Genomic DNA, 19046 nt, shown 5'->3' on the forward strand with positions numbered 1-19046 from the left:
CGTTGAACTGACGTAACGACATTCTGAAAGTGCGCGCGTGCCGGATAGAGCTGCCAAGTCGCCGCCCTCGGAGCTGAGGGCCAGGGTTCGGGTTTTGGGCCGCGTGCTGGGGGATGTGATCAAATCCCAGGACGGCCAGGTGCTGTTCGACCGCATCGAAGACATTCGCAAAACGTCCGTCGCCTTCCACCGCGAAGGCGGCGCGGCCAACGCGGCGCTGCTGGAAGAGCGGCTGCGCAGCCTGGACCTGCGCGAGACGGTGCGCTTCGCCCACTCGTTCGCGTGCTTCCTGCAGATCACCAACATCGCCGAGGACTATGTCCAGCGTCGCAAGGCCGGCGACCCGCGCGTCGACACCCTGGCCGGCAGCCTCGCGGCGCTGGCGGAGGAAGGCGTCTCGACGGCGCAGGTCGCCAAGATGCTGCAGACCGCGTTCATCGCGCCGGTGATCACCGCCCACCCGACCGAGGTTCGGCGCAAGAGCGTGCTGGACCGCACAGGCGCCATCACCGAGGCGCTGAGCGCCCTGGAGCACGCCAGCGGCGAGAGCGCCCGCCACGAGAGAGAGATCGAACTGCTGCGCGAAGTGGCGATCTTCTGGCGCACCCGGCTGCTGCGCGGCGTTCGGCTGGGTGTAATCGATGAGATCGAGACCGCGGTCTCGTATTTCGAGCGCAGCTTCCTGGCCGAGCTGCCGAAGCTCTACGCCCGCTGGACGCGCCAGCTCGAGGCTCAGCTGCCCAGCTTCCTGCGCATCGGATCGTGGGTCGGCGGCGACCGCGACGGCAACCCGTTCGTCACCGACGCGGTCCAGCGCCAGGCGTTCGCGCGCCAGTCGCAGGCGGCGCTGCTGAACTATCTCGAACGGATCCACGCCCTGGGGGCCGAACTCTCGCTGTCCAGCACCCTGGCCGAGGTGACTCCGGCGCTAAAGGCGCTGGCGGACGCCTCGGGCGACACCTCGCCCCAGCGGGGAGACGAGCCCTATCGGCGCGCCCTGCGCGGGGTCTATGCGCGGCTGGCCGCGACCTATCCGATCCTGACCGGCGAGGCCCCGCCCCGCCCCTCGCCGCTGGCCGCGCAGCCCTACGCCACCGCCCAGGCGCTGAAGGCCGACCTGCAGACCATCCTCGACAGCCTTGTCGCGAACCACGGCGACACCTTCATCATCGGCCCGCTGCCCGAGCTGATCCGCGCGGTGGACTGCTTCGGCTTCCACCTGGCGACGCTGGACCTGCGCCAGAACTCGGCGGTCCACGCTCGCACGATCGCCGAACTGATGGCGGTGGCCGGGGTCTGCCCCGACTATCAGGCCCTCGACGAGCAGGCCCGCCGCGACCTGCTGTTGTCGGAGCTCGCTCACGGCCGGCTGCTGTACTCGCCCTATGCCGAGTACAGCGAGGAGACCAACCGCGAGTACGCGGTGCTGGCCCAGGCGGCGCGTTCGCGCCAGCAGTACGGCCGCCAGGCGATCGTCGCCTACATCGTCTCCAACACCACGTCGGTCTCGGACCTGCTGGAGGTCTACATCCTGCTGAAGGAAGTGGGCCTGTTCCATCCGGGCGAAAGCCCGCGCACCGAGGTGTTCGCCGAGCCGCTCTTCGAGACCATTGGCGACCTGCGCGCCGCGCCGGAGACGATGCGCGAGTACCTGTCGCTGCCGCTGATCAAGTCGCTGCTGGCCGAGGGGCGGCTGCAGGAAGTGATGATCGGCTATTCGGACTCCAACAAGGACGGCAGCTACCTGACCTCGACCTGGGAACTGCACCAGGCCTCGCGGGCGCTGCTGGCCACCACCGAGGCGATGGGGCTGCGGCTGCAGCTGTTCCACGGCCGCGGCGGCACGGTCGGGCGCGGCGGCGGGTCGAGCTACGAGGCGCTGCTGGCCCAGCCGGAAGGCACGGTGCGCGGCCGTATCCGCATCACCGAACAGGGCGAGGTCGTCGCCAACAAGTACGCCGACCCGCAATTGGCCGACCAGAGTCTGGAGACCATCACCGCCGGGGTGGTGCTGGCGTCGCTGCGCAAGGCCTCGGCCGAGCGGCAGGGCGAGAAGTACGCGCCGGCTTTGGACAAGCTGTCCCAGGCCTCGATGGAGGCCTATCGCAGCCTGGTCTACGAAACCCCGGGCTTCGTGGACTATTTCTACGCCGCCACCCCGCTGACCGAGATCGTCGACCTCAACATCGGCAGCCGTCCGGCCTCGCGCCAGCCGACCCGCAGCATCGAGGGGCTGCGTGCGATCCCGTGGGTGTTCTCGTGGTCGCAGTCGCGGACCATGCTGCCGGGCTGGTACGGCTTCGGCTCGGCGATCGAGGCCTCGGGCGTCTCGCTGGCCGAGCTCAACGAGCTGCACGAGGCCTGGCCGTTCTTCGCCACCACGCTGGCCAACATGGAGATGGTGCTGGCCAAGAGCGACATGCTGATCGCCCGGCGCTATGCGGGGCTGGTCGAGGACAAGGTCCTGGCGCAGACGATCTTCGGGCGCATCGAGACCGAGTGGAACAAGACGGTGGAGGCGCTGCTGACCATCAGCGGCCAGAGCGCGCTGCTGGACCGCCATCCGGACCTGGCCGAGGCGCTGCGCACCCGCCTGCCCTACATCGATCCCCTAAACCACCTGCAGATCGAGCTGATCCGCCGCCGCCGCGCCGGCGACTGCGAAGAGGCCGTGCGCGAGGGCATCCACCTGACCATCAACGGGGTCGCCGCCGGACTGCGCAACAGCGGATAGCACCCGCGCGGGCCTATTCGTTCGACCTGCGCGGCGACGGCGCCTATGGTCGCGCGTCAGGCCCGCTTTGGCCGAGTTTCCAGGCCGAGGGGGCGCCCATGTTCAACGATCTTCCCGACATCCTGCTGCGTCACCGCCGGATCGTCGGACTGGCGGCGATCGCCATCGCCATCGTGACCTGGGGCGTCGACTGGGCGGGCCTCGTCTATCACTGCCCCTACTGCCGCACGCAGCGCACGGTGATCGGCCTGCTGGGACTGCTGCTGCTCATGCCGAACCCGGCCCACTGGCTGGTGCGCTACCTGTCGGCGGTGTTCGCGATCTTCGGTCTTTCGGTCGGCTCGACGCAGCACTTCCGCGGCTGGGCGAAGATCATGTCCGGCAAGTTCACCTGGGGCGAGCACTGGTATCTCAACGCCTGGATGCTGTCGGGCTTCGCGGTCCTGATCATCACCGCGCTGGTGCTGCTGATCTGGCGCTGGCGCAGGCCGGCGAGCACCGCCGCGTAGTCGGGCGTTCGGAAAAAAGCGCGCGGCTGTCGGATCGGACGCCGCGCGAACGTCCTTTGGTCTGCACAACCCAAAGGAGGAAGCCCCATGCCCTATGTCGACGGTTTCGTGCTCGCCGTACCGAAGGCCAACATCGAGGCCTACAAGGACATCGCCCGTAACGCCGGCGAGGTCTGGAAGGACCACGGCGCGCTGGCCTATGTCGAGTGCATCGGCGACGACACACCCTATGGCGACGTGACCTCGTTCCCGCGCGCCGTGCAGGCCAAGGACGACGAGATCGTGGTGTTCTCGTGGATCGTCTACGCCTCGCGCGCCAGCCGAGACGAGATCAACGCCAAGGTGATGGCCGATCCGCGCATCAAGATGGACCCCGCCAAGATGCCGTTCGACGGCCAGCGGATGATCTTCGGCGGCTTCGAAAGCTTCGTCCAACTCTGACCCACAGGTGGCGCCCGCGGGCCAGGCTCTACCCTGGGGCCGCGGGCGTTACACTCGTTTACGTTATTTTTCAAATACTTGCTCGCTCTCGACACTCGAAGCGCGCCATACCCGCGTCCATGAAGGCCGCTTCCCGGCGGCTTGTCAGGACGTGACCCAGATGTTGAAGCATTTGCCGGCGACACTCACCTTCGCGCTCGCCATGGCGGCCTCCGCCAGCCCGGCCGCCGGAGGTCAGGACGCCGCCGCCTCCGCCGCCCGCGCGGCGGAAGCCTCGCTCATCTGGACCGCCATGATCCTGGGTTTCGTGAGCGCGGGCGCCCTGCTCCGCCATGACCGCCGGGCGCGACGCGTGCAGGTCCTGACGGCCTGAACCACGCGGCAGGCGACCCGCCGAGGTTCCAGGAGCGAGGCCTTTCGGGGCGCGCTCTGCGGGCGGCGGGGAGTCGCGGGAACCCGCTCGACGGGTTCACCCAGCCCCCCCGCGGCTCCCCGGTCGCCATTCCGGATGGTGGGTGATTGGCTCAGCAGACGTCTAAAACGTCTGCGAGGGGTGGTTAGCGACATTCGAACCAAGTGCTATTCAAGCCCCACACGTGCACATTGAGAAATCCAGTGACGAAGATCGAAGGCCTCACCGAGGTAAAGAGCTTCAAGTCAGACGATGAGTTTCGCCAACTCGAAGCATGGATCAATGCTCGGCTGGGCCACGGTGAGGGCCTCGCTGACGTGACTTCTGAACGGCCTCCCCGCGCTTCCGTTTCCGCTCGATATATACTTCACGTTTTCGGGAATGAAGTTTGGGAGCTTACGCCACCACAATTTGGTGAAGGCGGGCGGTTCATTGCTGTCGCCCACTATTTCGACTGGCATGACGCCGAATGGGACGCGGCAAACGTCTGAGAGGGCCACTACTCCCTCAGTTGGGATCGCCAGTAGAAGCCCGCGTCATCTGCTTCCAAAAGGACCCCGAACACCAAGTCCTGAACGACAGCGCCGTTGTGCATTATGTCGTCTGGGTTGCCGTGCTCGTCCGCGTCGTCGCCGACAAAGACAAAACGGCGTCCCACGGCGCTTTCAAGCGTAAGGCCCAAGGCAGCCAAATCCTGGACCGTGCCGTTGGTTGGCCGGTACCCGCGCTCCGTCACGCGCCCGTTGAAGTCGCAATAGATCTCGGGGTCAGGGGACTTAGCGCGCGCCGTCATTTGAGCAGTCTAGCTAGCTCCCAAACGTCTCTATTGGATCGATTGGGGCGGCTGACCGGATCGCCGACAGCCGGACGTCCTACCCCAGCCCCAACATGCGGCGGGCGGCGGGCGGCGCTTCGGCGGCGCGCCAGGCATCGACGTTGTCCTTGGTCTGCTGCAGCTGACGTTCCCAGACCTTCTCGGAGGTCTGATAGTTGATGTCGTACCGGGCGGCCTTGCGGAACTCGACGAACTCGACGCCATCCTCGAGCGTCTCGAAGGTGTAGACCGCGCCAGCGGGCACGAACATGCCGTCCCCGGCCCTCAGAACCTCGCTGCCGTACTGCAGGGCCCCGGAGATGACGTAGTAGAGGCAATCGGCGCTGTGGCTGTGGCGGGGCAGCGGGAAGCCCTGCTTGAACCACGCGTAGGTCAGGCTGAGGCCTAGCTCCTCGCTGGAGAACAGCACCTTGACGACGTTGCCGCCTTCGTAGCCCGCCTCGACGACGTTCTGCAGGCCGCGGGCCTGGATGTCGTTCATCGGCGCGAACTGCATCGCCTCCAGGAGGTGCTTGCCCTCCTCGGCCCGATAGATGGTGATCTTCCGGGCCGGGCCCGCAGCGCCCTCGACCCGAGTTGAATCCGTCATGGCGTCGCTCCCTGGTCTACTTGAGCCAACTTGCGTGACTCTTGCGCCAAATCTCAGAGCGCGCGCCGACCCGTTGTCAACGAACCCATGGCCGCAGACACGAAAAAGCCGGCGCCAGGGGATCGGCGCCGGCTCAGTCGTCAGCCCCGGAGGCGGGCCGCTAGAACTCGTATTTCAGGTCCACGCCGTAGGTCTTGGGCGGGGCGTAGTAGTTCATCAGGTCGCCGAAGAAGGTCTGGGCCGCGACGGCGTAGAGCTCGTCGGTGAGGTTCTTGCCCCACACCGTGAGCGACCAGGCCGCGCCCGGCGGCTGGACCCGCAGCGAGGCGTCCCACAGGCCGAAGGGTTCCTGGGCGAAGGTGTTGGCGGGCGTCCAGTAGCTCTTGCCCTGCTTGGTGTAGTTGGTCTGCAGGCTGAAGGCCTGGTCCCACTCGCCGATGCCGAACACGTAGTTCGCGCCGATGTCGAACTTGTATTCCGGCGAGCGCTGGATGTGGTTGCCGGAGAACACCACGCCCGCGCCGTCGACGAAGTTCTTGTACTTGGCGTCGAGCCACGAACCCGAGGCGGTCAGGGTCAGGTCCTCGTTGACCGCCCAGGTGCCTTCGGCCTCCAGGCCCTTGATCTCGGCGGTCCCGGCGTTGCTGGTGATCAGGCAGAGGCATTCCAGGACCAGCTGCTGGGACTGCAGGTCCTTGTAGTCCATCTTGAAGGCCGCGAGGTTCAGCCGCACGCGGCGGTCGAACAGGTCCGACTTCACGCCGATCTCGTAGTTGGTCGCCTTTTCCGGGTCATAGCCGATGGCGGCCGCCGCGGCGGTCGACGGCAGGTGGTCCCAGCCGCCGCCCTTGAAGCCCTTGGCGACGCTGCCGTAGATCATGACGCTCTCGTTCGGGCGGTATTCGATGATCCCCTGCGGGGTCAGGGCGTTCCAGTCCTTGCCGTAGTTGACGGTGAAGGACTGGCCCTTGGCCAGCACCAGGGCCGCCACGCAGAGGCCGTCGCCGCCGTCCTCGAGGCACTGGGCCAGGCGGGTGCCGCTCTTGTCGTCCATGGTGTAGCGCAGGCCGACCGTGGCCTTGAGCTGATCGGTGAACTTGTAGCCGACCTGGCCGAACACCGCGGTGGTCTTGAGGTCGGCCTTGTTGGTGTAGAGGAACGTGCCGCTCAGCGCGGCGATGGTGGTGGCGGTCGTGGCGACGTTGGAGTCGTAGCGGGTGACATCGTCGGCCTGGTGGAAGGCGCCGACGATCCAGTCGAAGCGGCTGTCGGGATTGTCCGACACCAGCCGCAGTTCCTGGCTGATCGTCTCGGGTTTCTCGGTGGTCGAGTAGAAGGTGTCGGCCAGGCCGGGCGGCGAGCCGATGCCCAGTTGGTTGAAGCCCATTGTGCCCTTGGACGAGCGGTAGCCGGTGATCGAGGTCAGCTTGGCGCCCTCGAACACGCCCCAGTCCACGCGCAGCATCGCGCCGCGGGTCAGCCGGCTGCTGTACTCTTGCTCCGGGCTGGTGCCGTCACGCGGGCCCAGGCCCCGCGCCGCGCGCCAGGCCGACACGACGCCGACGCCGGCGGCGAACGGGTCGTCGGTCATCACCCGGGCGGTGCCGTCGGTCTCGTCGGTTCCGTAGTCGAAGGTCGCCAGCACCTGCAGGTCGGCGTCCGGGGCGCGGTAGAGCAGCTCGCCGCGGCCCTGGTAGGACTTCAGGTTGTCCATGTCGCCGCCGAGGATGACGTTCCTGCTGTAGCCCGAACGGTTGCGGACCTGGAAGGCGACGCGGCCGGCCAGGTCGTCGGTCAGCGGCCCGGTGACGTAGCCGTTGGCCATCACCGAGTCGTAGTTGCCGAACGAGATGGTGGTCGCGCCGGACGGGTCGAACTTGGGCTTGGCGGTGATGACGCTGATCGCGCCGCCGACCACGTTCTTGCCCAGCAGCACGCCCTGCGGACCGCGGATCACCTCCACGCGCTCCAGGTCGTAGAAGTCGGTGAAGGCCGAGCCCATGCGCGACAGGTAGACCTCGTCGACGAACATGCCGACCGAGGGTTCGGCGGTGGCGTCGAGGATCCGCACGCTGGTCACGCCGCGGATGCTGAGCTCCTTGCCGAGCGCCGAGCTCTCGGTCATCGAGAACGACGGCACAGTGGTCGACAGCGAGCCGAGATCGACGATGCGGCTGCGTTCAAGCGCCTCCTCGGTGATGGCGCTGATCGCCGAGGGGACGTCCTGCAGCTTCCGCTCGCGGCGGTCGGCGGTGACGATCACCTCCTCGACGGCGACGGGCCGGGCGCTGGCCGCTGGCGCAGTCTGAGCGACCGCCGTGGTCCCGGCCGAAAGCGCCCCGACGGCGCAGGTAGCCAACAGAAAGAGCGCTTGCCTGGTCATGAGTTTCCCCCGTGTTCGCACGGCGCGCCAAGGCGCCGATCCACTGGGCTCTGCGGCCCATGAGGAGAGACTTGCATTACTGAACTGAACCGCACAAGTCCTTTTTTGAAAGTCGCATCAGATAAGCTTGCATTTTGATACTTCCGGGGTGACGTTAGGTCGACGCCGCGCAGACGGCGACGCCATTCGGGGGTCTGAAAGTGCTTCAGAAGACAATGTCCAGCGCCGTGGCGGCCGACGTTTCGGCCCCGCGCCCGACGCCCGACTGGCCCGCCCCTGCCCGCGCCTGGACCATGGTGCTGGTGCTGATGGCCGCCTATGCCGTCGGGTTCGTCGACCGTCAGATCCTGACCCTGCTGGTCGAGCCGCTGCGCCGCGACCTGGGGATCACCGACACCCAGTTCAGCCTGCTGAGCGGGCTGGCGTTCACGCTGTTCTATACGCTGATGGGCGTGCCGCTGGCCTGGCTGGCCGACCGCGGCTCGCGCCGCAACCTGATCATGGTCAGCATCGGGGTCTGGAGCGCGATGACCGCCGCCTGCGGCCTGGCCGGGTCGTTCGTCTCGCTGTTCGCCGCCCGCGTCGGCGTCGGGATCGGCGAGGCGGGCCTGTCGCCAGCCGCCTATTCGATGATCGCCGACTCCTTCCCGCCGGCCAAGCGGGCGCGAGCGATGGGGGTCTATGCGATCGGCTCGATCGCCGGGGTCGGCATGGCGCTGATCATCGGCGGCGCGGTGATCGAGTGGGCCAGCACCGCCCCGCCGATCAGCCTGCCGCTGGTCGGGACGCTGAAGGGCTGGCAGTTCGCCTTCATGCTCGTCAGCCTGCCCGGGCCAGTGCTGATCGCCGCAATGCTGTTCCTGCGCGAGCCGGCCCGCCAGGGCGCGGGCGCCGCGCCCTCGGCCCCGCTCGGGCCCTATCTGCGCCGCCGCTGGCTGGTGTTCACCCTGCTGGCCGCCGGCTACTCGCTGGTCGGGGTGGTGATCGCCGCGTACCTGACCTGGGCGCCGGCCTTTCTGATGCGCGCGCACGGCTGGCCGGTGGGCAAGGTCGGGGCGGTCTACGGGACCATCCTGCTGGTCGGCAGCACGCTGGGCGTGCTGATCGGCGGCTGGTGGACCGACCGCTTCGCGGCCGCTGGCCGCAAGGACGCGGTGCTGCGGGTGGCGATCATCGGCGCGCTCGGCGCCTTTCCGTTCGCGCTGGCGGTCCCGATGATGGCGACCGGCGAGCTGGCCGCAGCCATGCTGGCGCTGATGTGCCTGGGGTTCGGCCTGACCCAGGGCCTGCCGGCGGTTTCATTCCAGGCGGTGACGCCCAACCGGGTGCGGGCCCGGGTGATCGCGCTCTACCTGCTGATCGGCAACATCGTCGCCTTCACGGTCGGCCCGACGGCGGTGGCGCTGATCAGCGACCACTGGCTGAAGGACCCCGCCAAGATCGGCGTCGCGGTGGCCATCGTCACCGCCGTGGTGCTGCCGCTGGGCGTCGCGGCGCTGATCGCGGCGATCAAGCCCTATGTCCGCGCCTCACAGGAGGAGGCCGCCGAAGCGTCCGATCACTGACGTTTGTAGATTGCGGGTTTGCACCGAGCCTGAAAGCGGTGCAGCCTGCTGAACGGACCCGCAAGAAGGTCCGTGAGACTAGACGATACATGGGAGGAAGGCGCGTGAGACTCGTCGCCTTGACCGCTGTCCTCAGCCTGCTGGCTGTGGGGACGGCGTCCGCGCAGAGCAGCGGACAGGTGCGCCACGACGCGAAGTCGGGCGGATTGCTGATGGCAGCCACGTACAAGACCGCGCCGGCCCGCGCCACGACCGACAATACGGTCAGATTCACCGCCAAGCCGGTGAGCGCCGCCAAGCCGCAGGTCTATATCTACAAGGCCCCGATGGCCGTGAAACCGCTGAAGACCTGGTAGGCGGACACAAGAAGTCCCGGCCTGCGCAGCACAGACCGGGACCCGACCAGTCGCCCGGAGCCGTCGAGCAGGCCCCGGGACTTGCTGATGGCTATTTCCCTTGCGCCGCGCGGATCGCCTGCCCCTGCCCCCAGGTGGCGTGGGTGCCGCTGGACATGCGGCCGGGCAGCACGATGCGGCAGACCGGGCCGTCGGCCAGTTTCTTGGCGTCGTAGACCACGCATTCCGAGCGGTCGGCGTTCATGTCGGTGACGAAGGTGACCAGGTAGCCGTCGTCCTCGTCCTTGGCGCCGACGCGGGGCGCGAAGCCCGGCTCGCTGCCATAGCGCTCCTCGCCGAAATCGATCGCCCAGCTCTCGCCCGACTTCAGGTCATGCTTGACCAGGCCGGTGAACAGGAACCAGCCGGGCTTGGAGACGGCGCTGTAGCCGTAGCGGTACGGCAGGCCGGCGTACTGATTATTGATGACCCCGAACTCGAGGATGCGGTCGTCGAGGCGCTGTTCCTGGGTCTCGCCGGTCTTCATGTTGAAGCGCCAACGATGCAGCTTGGGCCGCAGCTCGTTCTGGTCGAGGAAGGCCATGATCCGCTCATAGCCGGCCGGGGCGCTGTTGGACGACTTCGGCTCCGGGTTCTCCTCGAAATAGCCGTCGAGCACGACCTCGTCGCCGTCCTCGAAGGCGTTGAGGAAGTGCAGGACGTAGGTCGGGTCGGCCTCGAACCACTTGATCTCTTCCGGCTTGCCGTAGCGCGGCAGGATTCCGAAGCGCGAGCGCATCTCGCGGTGGAACCGCACCACGTGGAGGTTCTTCTCCAGCAGCTCCGGCTCCCAGAACACCGGCAGGTCGTTGAGGATCGAGTAGTTGGTGGTGAAGGCCATGTCGTGCGGCAGGCGCGGGCCCGGCAGCGGCACAGGGATGTAGTGCTTGAGCTTGTTGTCCGGTCCGACCACGCCGTAGTGCATGTAGGGCGCGTGCTTGGAGTAGTTGAAGAACAGCAGCTCGCCGGTGTGCTCGTCGACCTTGGGATGGGCCGAGATGCCGTCGATCGGCGTCCAGCTCTCGATGCCTTCCTGCTCCAGCGTATAGGGGTCGAGGCGGTAGCCCTCGCCGCACTGATAGAAGGTCGAGAGGATCTTGCCGGCGTGGACGACCACGTCGGTGGAGGACGAATCCTTCAGCCGCTCGTGCGCGCCCCAGCCCGGACGGGTCGACTTGGCGGGATTTTCGGCCAGGCCGGCCCACAGGGCGCGGCCCGCCTCCTCCTCGGCCTGGAAGCCCTTGGTGCGGACGAAGCGGTTGCGATAGGCCGCCTTGCCGTCCTTGAAGCTCATCACGTGCAGCATGCCGTCGCCGTCGAACGGGTGATAGCGGCCGAGCGGCTCGTGCACGGGGTTTTCGGTGTTGCGCACATAGACGCCGTCGATGTCGGCCGGGACCTGGCCGATCACTTCCAGCCCCTCGCCGTTGAACTCGTCGTGCTGCGGGGTCCAGGCGCCGTTCATATAGGGGTGGTCGTTCGGCTCGATGGTGCTGTGGACCCGGTTCACCAGTTCGACGGGCATGTCGCTCTCCCTTGCTGGACGGCTCGCCGGCCATCCTCGTTGGCGCATGATAGGCGCATTTAGTTTCAATTTGCCAGTTTGATTCCGACATGACGGCATTCGAGCCGGACGCCGCATCGAATATCACTTTCATTTTGAAACTGATTTGATGTATCTCAAACTAAGCGCGAGGGCAGCGCCGCCGATCGAAGCGGCCGCCAGGCGCCAGAGTCTGGTTGGAGGAAACCCATGTCCCATCCCGTCTGGTTCGACCAGAAAGCCGCGCCGAGCGCCGCCGACTGCGTCGTGCCCCGACTGATCGACCGGCACGCGCAGGCGACGCCCGACAAGGTGTTCCTGCGGTTCGAGACCGGCGAGGAATGGACCTGGGCCCAGACCCGCGAGATCGCGCTCAGCACCGCCGCCGCCCTGCAGGCGCGCGGCGTGAAGCCGGGCGACATCGTCGCCGCCTGGGCCCCCAACTCCGCCGCCCTCTGCCGGGCCTGGTTCGGCGCCAACTACGCCGGCGCAGCGCTGGCTCCGATCAACACCAGCTTTCGCGGCCGGCTGCTGGAGCACGCAATCAACAAGACCGGGGCCAAGGTGGCGATCGTCCACCCAGACCTGGCCCCGCGGCTGGCTGGCCTAAGCCTGCCGGCGCTGGAACGGGTGATCCTGACCGCGCCCGGTCCCAACGCCCTGGACCTGACGCAGGCTGTCGAACCGCCGTCAGCGCTCAACGGCGACGCGCGCCAGGCGGTCCTGGCCGATCCGCAGCCCTGGGACACGCCGGTGATCATCTTCACCTCGGGCACCACCGGGCCTTCGAAGGCGGTCGTGACCTCGTACGTCCAGGAGTGGACCACGGCCCGGGTCACCTACGGCTACATGCGCGCCGACGACCGGATGCTGGTCAACCTGCCAATGTTCCATGTCGGCGGCATCAGCGGGATCATGGCGGCGCTGGCCAGCGGCGGCTCCATCGCCCTGTTCGAGGCCTTCGACACCCGGCGGTTCTGGGACCTGGTGCGCGAGACCGGCTCGACCACCTGCAGCGGCTTCATCGGCGCGCTGACCAGCTTCCTGCACAAGGAGCCGCGCCGGCCCGACGACAAGGACAATCCCTTGCGGATCTGCACGCTGTCACCGGTGTCTGAGGAGACGGTGGCCTTGGCGGAGCGGTTCGGCTTCGACTACGTCTCCGGCTTCAACATGACCGAGGTCTCCTCGCCGCTGATCAGCGAGGTCAACGAGAAGACCATGCGCAGCTGCGGGCGGCCACGGGCCGGCGTGCAGTGCCGACTGGTCGACGCCTTCGACCAGGAGGTCCCGGTCGGCGAGGTCGGCGAGCTGACCATCCGCACCGACCGTCCCTGGGAGCTGTTCAAGGAATATCTGGGCGACCCGGCCGCCACCGCCGAGGCCTGGCGCAACGGCTGGTTCCATACCGGCGACCTGCTGTGGCGCGACGCCGAGGGGCTGTTCTACTTCGTCGACCGCAAGAAGGACGCGATCCGACGCCGCGGCGAGAACATGTCCTCGCTGGAGATCGAGATCGAGGTCAGCGCCTATGAGCACGTGCGCGAAGTGGCCGCCTATGGCGTCGACCTGCCAGGCGGCGAGCAGGAGGTGATGGTCTGCGTCGCCCCGCGTGAGGGCTCAACCGTCGATCCCAAGGCGTTGATCGAGTTCCTGATTCCGCGCATGGCCCACTTCATGGTGCCGCGCTATGTGCGGGTCGAGGCCGAGCTGCCTAAGACGCCGACCAACAAGATCCAGAAGGTCGAGCTCCGTAAGGAAGGCGTCACCGCCCAGACCTGGGACCGCGAGGCCGCCGGCATCCGGGTCAAGCGCGAGAAGCTGTCAACGCACTAGGCGGCTGCAATGCTCATCGCCCCAGCGACGCTTGAGCCAGGCTGGACCAGCGCAGGCTTTCTGCCCCCCCAGCTTAGGTCCTGGCCTTCGCCGGGTGGGGGCTGAGCCTCGCCGGGCGGCGCCCGCGCCAGGCTGGCTAGATGCACTGGCGGTGCTAGGCTCCGGCGCAGGACCCGGGAGGAGCGACCATGACCGCCTATCTGGTGCTCGACTTCTCGATCGCGGACCTGCGCGGCTTCATGCCGTACGTCGAGGCCATCCCCGCCTTCATCGCCAGGCACGGCGGGCGCTACATCGTCCGCGGCGTCGAGCCGGAAGTGATGGAAGGCGACTGGGCGCCCGAGCGGATGGTCGTGCTGGAGTTTCCGTCCAGCGATCATGCCCGGGCGTTCCTCAACGATCCCGAGGCCCAGGAACTGTTCGCGCTGCGCAAGCGCACCACCGTGAGCAAGCTGGTCCTGGTCGAGGGCGACAGCTGAGGCCGGCCCGCGCTAGAACCCCGGCATGCTCCCCATCGTCTTCATCCCCGGCCTGCTCTGCGACGAGCGGCTGTGGCGCGACCAGCGCGAGACCCTGTCGGACCTGGCTCCTTCCAGCATCGCCGACGTAACGCTGGACGACAGTGTCGAGGCCATGGCCGGCCGGCTGCTGGCCGCCGCGCCGCCGCGCTTCACCCTGGTCGCCCTGTCGATGGGCGGCTACGTCGCCTTCGAAGTGCTGCGCCAGGCGGGCGAGCGGGTCGCCGCCGCGGCGCTGCTCGACCCCAGCGCCGCGCCCGACGCGCCAGGACGCTCGGCCGAGCGCGAGGCGGCGCTGGCCTCGCTGGGCTCGGGGCGGTTCGCCGGGGTCACCGACCGGCTGCTGCCGCGGCTGGTCGACGCCCAGCACCTGGGCGGGCCGGTCGGCGACGACCTGAAGGCCATGGCCCAGCGGGTCGGCGGCGAGGCGTTCGTACGCCAGCAGACCGCGATCATGCACCGTCCCGACAGCCGCCCGCTGCTCGCCTCGCTCGACATCCCGGTCCTCGTGGCCGTCGGCGACGGCGACGTGCTGACCCCGCCCGCCGACTCCGTGGCGATGTTTCGCGCCCTGCCCCGCCCGGACTTCCATCTGTTCCATCGCTGCGGCCACCTGCCGGCGATCGAGCAGCCGGACGAGACCAGCGGGGTCTTGCGCCGATGGCTGGCGACCACCACCTGACGTTACGGCAAGGGTCGTTGCAAATTACCGTCCAGTTGGTATGTAACGGCCATGACCCAGCCCCGCCGACGCCAGCCTGAAGCCACCCGCGCGCAGATCATGGGCGCGGCGATGCAGACCTTGCAGGAGGGCGGCCCGGCGGGCTTCACCCTGGACGCCGTCGTGGCGCGACTGCCGCTGAGCAAGGGCGCGCTGCTGCACCACTTCCCCAGCAAGGCCGAACTGCTGAAGGCGCTGGTCGACGAAGCCGGCAAGACGTTCGTCGACAATATCGAGGCGCTGGCCGCCAAGGACCCGCACCCGGTGGGCCGCTATTCGCGCGCCTATCTGGCCGCCACCGTGCAACTGACCATGAGCGAGGACGAGGTGCGCACCTGCAAGGTGGTGCTGGTCGCCTGCCTGCTGGAGCCGTCGCTGGCCGACCGCTGGCAGTGGTGGACCGACCAGGTCACCCGCGACGAGCCGAACGACGTGGTCGGGGCTGACGACGCCCTGCTGCAGCGGCTGGTCGCCGACGGCCTGTGGCTGTCGGACGTGTTCGGCAACAAGCCCGTGCCGATGGAGCAGCGACGGGTCATCGGCGCGCTGATGGGCGCCTCGCCGCCGCCTCCGGAAGCCGACGCCTAGAGCGCCTTGGCCGCGGCGTACTCGCCGGCCAGCTGGTCGACGATGGCGCCGACCTGCTCGATGGCGCGCACCGCGCCGACCCCCTGCCCGGCCGACCAGACGTCCTTCCAGCGCTTGGCGTCGTTGTCCTCGGGCCGGCCGAGGTCGATCTCGGCCTTGGCGCCCATGGCGGCCGGATCGAAGCCGGCGGCGACCAGGCTGCCCTTCAGCCAGTTGGCGGGCACGCCGGTCAGCGACGCCGAGAGGATGATCTCGTCGGCGGACGCCTCGACCAGCATGGTCTTGTAGTCCGGGTGGGCCATGCTCTCCTCGGATGCGATCAGCCGGGTGCCGAGATAGGCGTAGTCGGCGCCGAGGATCTCGGCCGCGCGCACCGCCTGGCCCGAGCCGATGGCGCCGCCCAGCACGATGGTCCCGTCGAAGAACTCGCGCACCGCCGGCACGAAGGCGAAGGCCGAAAGCTGACCCGTGTGGCCGCCGGCCCCGGCCGAGATCAGCACCAGGCCGTCGACACCGGCCTCCGCCGCCTTCCGGGCGTAGGAGATCGAGTTGACGTCGGCCAGCACCTTGCCGCCGTAGGCCTGGACCTGAGCCACCAATTCCTTGGGGCTGCCAAGCGCGGTGATCACGATCGGCGGCTTGTGCTTCATGACCAGCTCGAGTTCTTCGGCCATCCGCTCATAGGTCCGGTGGACCATGATGTTGATCGCCCAGGGCGCGTCGCCCACAGCGGCCTTGATGTCGACCAGCCACTGGTCCAGCACCTCGATGGTGCGTGCGTTGTTGGCGGGGAACGAGCCGACGATCCCGGCCTTGCACGCCGCCAGCACCAGTTCCGGCCCCGAGACCAGGAACATCGGCGCGGCGATGGCCGGCAGCCGCAGCCGCCCCTTGAGCGAAACCAGATCCTGCATCGCGTATCCTTACATCCCCAGGCGCGAACCCCCCGCGCCTTCAAAAGCCGCAAGCCTTGACTTGCAAATCGCAACTTATTGACCACCCGCAGCGGCGTCAACCGCTCCAGCGTTGTTACTTGCATAATCGAACTTACGCCAATAGCCTGCGGTCAAGGAAACGCAGGAGGGACGCGGTCATGAGCGAAAACATGAAGACGCTGGAGGCGATGATCGCCGCCTCGAAACGGAAGGACCACGACGCCTTCCTCGACACGCTGACCGACGAGTTCGAGTATCACTGGCGCATGGGGATCAAGCCGATCCGCGACAAGGCGACCATGCGCAAGTTCCTGCGCAACTACGAGCAGGGCTTCGACCAACGCGACTGGATCGTGCTGAACTGGGCCGAGAAGGGCGACGTCATGTTGGTCGAGGGCATGGAGAAGCTCTACGACCGCGCCCGCGAGGTGATGATCGACAACCCGTTCATGCAGACCATCGAGTTCCGTGACGGGAAGGTCTGCAAGCTGCGCGACTATTACGACTCGGCCCGTATCGAGGCCCCCAGCCAGGAGAGCGCCGCGTGAGCGAAGCCAAGATCGACCTCATCCGCCGTCTGCAGCAGGCCATCGCCGCCAAGGACAAGGCCGGCTTCCTCGACTTCTTCGCCCCGGAGGTCGAGTACCACTATCACGTCGGCACCCGGCCGCTGATGGGCCGCGACTGGGTGGAGAAGTTCATCACCAAGTACTGGGCCGACAACACCGGCTCGACCTGGGTGATCGAGCGCCACGCCGAGACCGACACCCACCTCTTCACGGAGGGCCGCGAGGAGTACGTCAACGCCAGCGGCCAGACCGTCACCCACCCCTATATGGGCGTCATCGAGTTCAAGCCGGACGGCAAGATCGTCGGCTGGCGCGACTACTTCCAGATGGCCGATCCGAACGCCACCCACTGATCGGCGCGCCTGTCTTCCGCGGCGCGGAGGACAGGCCTACCAGCCGGCGGCGTTGCGCAGCCTGATCCCGCTGGCGTGCAGCGTCGTATCCCAGACCCGGCGCAGGGGCGTCAGGCTCTCCACCGCACGCAGGTCCACGCCGCAGGCCCGCAGGGCGCCGGGCAGATCCGACAACTCTTCCATGGTCAGCGGCGTGACGGGTTCGCGCGCGACCCACATGCCGGCGTCGTCGAGGCTCTCGAAGCGCTCGGCCGGCAGCTCGTAGCGATAGATCCGCGCCGTGTTCAGCGCCGCCAGCCAGCGCGCTTCGACGTAGGCCGCCTGCGCCGCCGCCCCCAGCCATTCGGCCCGATCCTGCGGCGAGCTCGTGGGCAGCGCCCAGAGCAGGATGCGCGGGCAATCGCGGGGGAACAGGTACATGGCCTGGTGCGGCGCATCGATCGCCCAGACCAGCGGCCCGTTCAGCCACTCGCGGCCCGCCGGCCGGGCCGAGGGAACCTGCACAGGGCGCGGGTCGAACCGCGCGATCGCGGGATCGTCGCTGAAGTGGAACAGGCGCATGGTGCGACTAGGCGGTCGGCGGACGACGCGGTCAACGCCCTAGAACGCCCAGGCGCAGCCGATGCCGACGGCGGCCCCCTGCTCTCCCGCCGGATCGGCGTCGCCGCCCGCGCGGGCCTTGCAGCCGTTCTTCGGCCGCCGCGCCAGATAGGGGTCGACCTCGCGGACGAAGGCGCCGCCTGGGTCGAGGTCGAGCTTGCGGCCGATCCGGTCCTCGACCGCGGCCAGACGCTCGTCGCAGCGCTGGCGCTCCTCATCGGTGAGGTCCGCCAGCCGGCAGCCGATCAGACCGCGCAGGGCCCGGCGCACGGCCGGCGGCGCGGCGATGTTCGTTTCTCCGGCCGCCGCGGACGGCGCGGCTAGACCTTGATCTGCGCGTTGGAGCGGCGCGCGCTCCGGCGACCTGGCCGCATGCACGCGCGGCGGCGCGGACGGCCGGTCGCGCGGCTCGGCTGGGGGGCGGCGGAAGATCGGCGGCGCCAGCAGCACTTCCATGGCCGGGGGCTCGGACGGCGACGACAGCACGTGCCGCTGGACCAGCAACCATCCCAGCACGACGACGTGCGCCCCGATCGACAGGACCAGCAGCAGGATCCGTTGCTGCGTACGCGCCATTCCACCCTCTCGCGAACTTCCGGCCGGACGCTCGCTCTGGCTGAGGGTGGAATTATGGCAGAGCTTGGCGGATAGTCCCGGCTGAGGAGCGCAAGCCGATGTCGCCAGCTATAACCGCCGTCTTGGCGCTGACGGCCGCCGCCCTCGCCACGCCGGCCGCGGCGGCTTGCGATTTCCGGTATCCCCAGGCGGCCGGCATTGTCCGGCACGCCGTCTCGCAGATCGGCGAAAGCGTCGACACCTGGGACCTGGACAAGCCGACGGTGTTCATCGCCGGCCGCGCGGTGAAGCTGCTCTTCGAACTTCGCGACCAGGACGGGAAGCTGGACTGTCCCTACCTCGTCGTCCGCATCGCCGACTGCGGACGGGGAAAGGCGCGGGCCCGCGTCGAAGCCTGGGACGTCGCGCTCGACCTGCGCAAGGACTAGGCGGGCGTAAGCCTATCTTGCCGACGCAGAACCCCACCGGCCGCCAGCGGGACGATCAGGCCGGCGATGAACAGCGTATTGGCGATCAGGTTCAGCCCAAAGCCGGTGGCCAGCGACAGCGCGCTGTCGATCACGTACCAGACGAGGCCGCTGGCGAGGATCATCGCCCAGATCGGACGCCCGGCCGGGCCCAGCCGCACCGCCGCCTCGATCGCCGTGGCGAGGGTCAGGCTCCAGCCGATGGTGACCGCGCCCAGCACCGCCAGGCAAAACCGCATCGGGCCATCGATGACCAGCGGCTCAGGCCCGTTGAGCAGGTCGAGCAAAAGCCTGACAGGTCTGCTGGTCGCCGGCGCCGCCCCGCCCGCCAGCACGAGGCCGAACAGGCCGACCACCGCGCACCACGCCATCAGCCATCTGCGCCAGAACCCGTTCATCGCCTGCTCCCATGAAGTTTGGAGCAGGCTACGGACGGCGTCGCACCGGCGCCATTACCCCGGAGGTCATGGCGCGCGC

The 19046-nt window shown here is 68.2% G+C and carries 22 protein-coding genes; 14 read left to right on the top strand and 8 right to left on the bottom strand.

The window, feature by feature from the left end; genetic code table 11:
* Positions 1-37 precede the first annotated feature (37 nt).
* From ppc to ACSQ2H_RS13305, 5 genes are all read left to right on the top strand, one after another.
* Entirely contained in the window at positions 38-2734 is a 2697-nt protein-coding gene (gene ppc / locus ACSQ2H_RS13285) for a phosphoenolpyruvate carboxylase (protein ID WP_436061863.1), read from the top strand.
* 98 nt (positions 2735-2832) lie between these two features.
* Complete coding sequence (locus tag ACSQ2H_RS13290) at positions 2833-3243, top strand: hypothetical protein (protein ID WP_436061864.1); 411 nt, start codon at positions 2833-2835, stop codon at positions 3241-3243.
* Between the two features lie 87 nt (positions 3244-3330).
* Positions 3331-3684, top strand: coding sequence for a DUF1428 domain-containing protein (locus tag ACSQ2H_RS13295; RefSeq protein WP_436061865.1), 354 nt, complete (start codon positions 3331-3333; stop codon positions 3682-3684).
* Positions 3685-3844: 160 nt separating this feature from the next.
* Positions 3845-4057 (top strand): hypothetical protein, encoded by a 213-nt coding sequence (locus ACSQ2H_RS13300; protein ID WP_436061866.1) that lies wholly within the window; start codon positions 3845-3847, stop codon positions 4055-4057.
* A 242-nt stretch (positions 4058-4299) separates the two neighbouring features.
* The gene (locus ACSQ2H_RS13305) at positions 4300-4587 is read left to right on the top strand and encodes a hypothetical protein (protein WP_436061867.1); all 288 of its coding nucleotides are present in this window, start codon (positions 4300-4302) and stop codon (positions 4585-4587) included.
* An 8-nt stretch (positions 4588-4595) separates the two neighbouring features.
* Here the strand turns inward: ACSQ2H_RS13305 and ACSQ2H_RS13310 are convergent, their stop codons facing one another.
* The 3 genes from ACSQ2H_RS13310 to ACSQ2H_RS13320 all read right to left on the bottom strand — a co-directional run bounded on the left by ACSQ2H_RS13310 (position 4596) and on the right by ACSQ2H_RS13320 (position 7903).
* Positions 4596-4889 (bottom strand): hypothetical protein, encoded by a 294-nt coding sequence (locus tag ACSQ2H_RS13310; RefSeq protein ID WP_436061868.1) that lies wholly within the window; start codon positions 4887-4889, stop codon positions 4596-4598.
* A 79-nt stretch (positions 4890-4968) separates the two neighbouring features.
* A complete protein-coding gene (locus ACSQ2H_RS13315; RefSeq protein ID WP_436061869.1) occupies positions 4969-5520 on the bottom strand; it encodes a cupin domain-containing protein in 552 nt (183 codons plus the stop codon).
* A gap of 160 nt (positions 5521-5680) precedes the next feature.
* A complete protein-coding gene (locus ACSQ2H_RS13320; RefSeq protein WP_436061870.1) occupies positions 5681-7903 on the bottom strand; it encodes a TonB-dependent receptor in 2223 nt (740 codons plus the stop codon).
* Positions 7904-8118: 215 nt separating this feature from the next.
* Between ACSQ2H_RS13320 and ACSQ2H_RS13325 the strand changes: the two genes are divergently transcribed.
* Together ACSQ2H_RS13325 and ACSQ2H_RS13330 are read left to right on the top strand one after the other, a co-directional pair.
* A complete protein-coding gene (locus ACSQ2H_RS13325; RefSeq protein ID WP_436061871.1) occupies positions 8119-9468 on the top strand; it encodes a spinster family MFS transporter in 1350 nt (449 codons plus the stop codon).
* A 104-nt stretch (positions 9469-9572) separates the two neighbouring features.
* Positions 9573-9824: a hypothetical protein gene (locus ACSQ2H_RS13330; protein WP_436061872.1), complete on the top strand. Its 252-nt coding sequence runs from the start codon at positions 9573-9575 to the stop codon at positions 9822-9824.
* Positions 9825-9915: 91 nt separating this feature from the next.
* On the opposite strand, the gene ACSQ2H_RS13335 is transcribed toward ACSQ2H_RS13330, so the two are convergent.
* A complete protein-coding gene (locus ACSQ2H_RS13335) occupies positions 9916-11388 on the bottom strand; it encodes a carotenoid oxygenase family protein (RefSeq protein ID WP_436061873.1) in 1473 nt (490 codons plus the stop codon).
* 228 nt (positions 11389-11616) lie between these two features.
* On the opposite strand from ACSQ2H_RS13335, the gene ACSQ2H_RS13340 reads away from it, so the two are divergent.
* From ACSQ2H_RS13340 to ACSQ2H_RS13355, 4 genes are all read left to right on the top strand, one after another.
* Positions 11617-13242, top strand: coding sequence for an AMP-binding protein (locus tag ACSQ2H_RS13340; protein ID WP_436061874.1), 1626 nt, complete (start codon positions 11617-11619; stop codon positions 13240-13242).
* 188 nt (positions 13243-13430) lie between these two features.
* On the top strand, positions 13431-13721 hold the full coding sequence (locus tag ACSQ2H_RS13345; protein ID WP_436061875.1) for a DUF1330 domain-containing protein: 291 nt from the start codon (positions 13431-13433) through the stop codon (positions 13719-13721).
* A 25-nt stretch (positions 13722-13746) separates the two neighbouring features.
* Positions 13747-14442 carry an alpha/beta fold hydrolase gene (locus ACSQ2H_RS13350; protein WP_436061876.1) on the top strand — a complete coding sequence of 232 codons (696 nt, stop codon included), beginning with the start codon at positions 13747-13749 and terminating at the stop codon, positions 14440-14442.
* Between the two features lie 51 nt (positions 14443-14493).
* Entirely contained in the window at positions 14494-15069 is a 576-nt protein-coding gene (locus tag ACSQ2H_RS13355) for a TetR/AcrR family transcriptional regulator (protein ID WP_436061877.1), read from the top strand.
* Here the strand turns inward: ACSQ2H_RS13355 and ACSQ2H_RS13360 are convergent.
* Entirely contained in the window at positions 15066-15983 is a 918-nt protein-coding gene (locus ACSQ2H_RS13360; RefSeq protein WP_436061878.1) for an NAD(P)H-dependent flavin oxidoreductase, read from the bottom strand. The genes ACSQ2H_RS13355 and ACSQ2H_RS13360 overlap by 4 nt on opposite strands.
* A 179-nt stretch (positions 15984-16162) precedes the next feature.
* Here ACSQ2H_RS13360 and ACSQ2H_RS13365 point away from each other — a divergent pair, with 179 nt between their 5' ends.
* Both ACSQ2H_RS13365 and ACSQ2H_RS13370 read left to right on the top strand, forming a co-directional pair.
* Complete coding sequence (locus ACSQ2H_RS13365; RefSeq protein ID WP_436061879.1) at positions 16163-16552, top strand: nuclear transport factor 2 family protein; 390 nt, start codon at positions 16163-16165, stop codon at positions 16550-16552.
* Positions 16549-16926: a nuclear transport factor 2 family protein gene (locus tag ACSQ2H_RS13370; RefSeq protein WP_436061880.1), complete on the top strand. Its 378-nt coding sequence runs from the start codon at positions 16549-16551 to the stop codon at positions 16924-16926. The genes ACSQ2H_RS13365 and ACSQ2H_RS13370 overlap by 4 nt, the downstream gene beginning before the upstream one ends.
* A gap of 36 nt (positions 16927-16962) precedes the next feature.
* On the opposite strand, the gene ACSQ2H_RS13375 is transcribed toward ACSQ2H_RS13370, so the two are convergent.
* Both ACSQ2H_RS13375 and ACSQ2H_RS13380 read right to left on the bottom strand, forming a co-directional pair.
* Positions 16963-17487 (bottom strand): DUF6886 family protein, encoded by a 525-nt coding sequence (locus ACSQ2H_RS13375; protein ID WP_436061881.1) that lies wholly within the window; start codon positions 17485-17487, stop codon positions 16963-16965.
* A gap of 39 nt (positions 17488-17526) precedes the next feature.
* Positions 17527-18102, bottom strand: coding sequence for a hypothetical protein (locus tag ACSQ2H_RS13380; RefSeq protein ID WP_436061882.1), 576 nt, complete (start codon positions 18100-18102; stop codon positions 17527-17529).
* Between the two features lie 98 nt (positions 18103-18200).
* Between ACSQ2H_RS13380 and ACSQ2H_RS13385 the strand changes: the two genes are divergently transcribed.
* Positions 18201-18530, top strand: a complete 330-nt coding sequence (locus ACSQ2H_RS13385) for a hypothetical protein (protein WP_436061883.1) — start codon at positions 18201-18203, stop codon at positions 18528-18530.
* On the opposite strand, the gene ACSQ2H_RS13390 is transcribed toward ACSQ2H_RS13385, so the two are convergent.
* On the bottom strand, positions 18527-18967 hold the full coding sequence (locus tag ACSQ2H_RS13390; RefSeq protein ID WP_436061884.1) for a hypothetical protein: 441 nt from the start codon (positions 18965-18967) through the stop codon (positions 18527-18529). The two genes, ACSQ2H_RS13385 and ACSQ2H_RS13390, sit on opposite strands and share 4 nt — an antisense overlap.
* Positions 18968-19046 lie beyond the last annotated feature (79 nt).

Origin of the sequence: Phenylobacterium sp. LjRoot97 (assembly GCF_964254345.1) — a bacterium.
Taxonomy (GTDB): domain Bacteria; phylum Pseudomonadota; class Alphaproteobacteria; order Caulobacterales; family Caulobacteraceae; genus Phenylobacterium.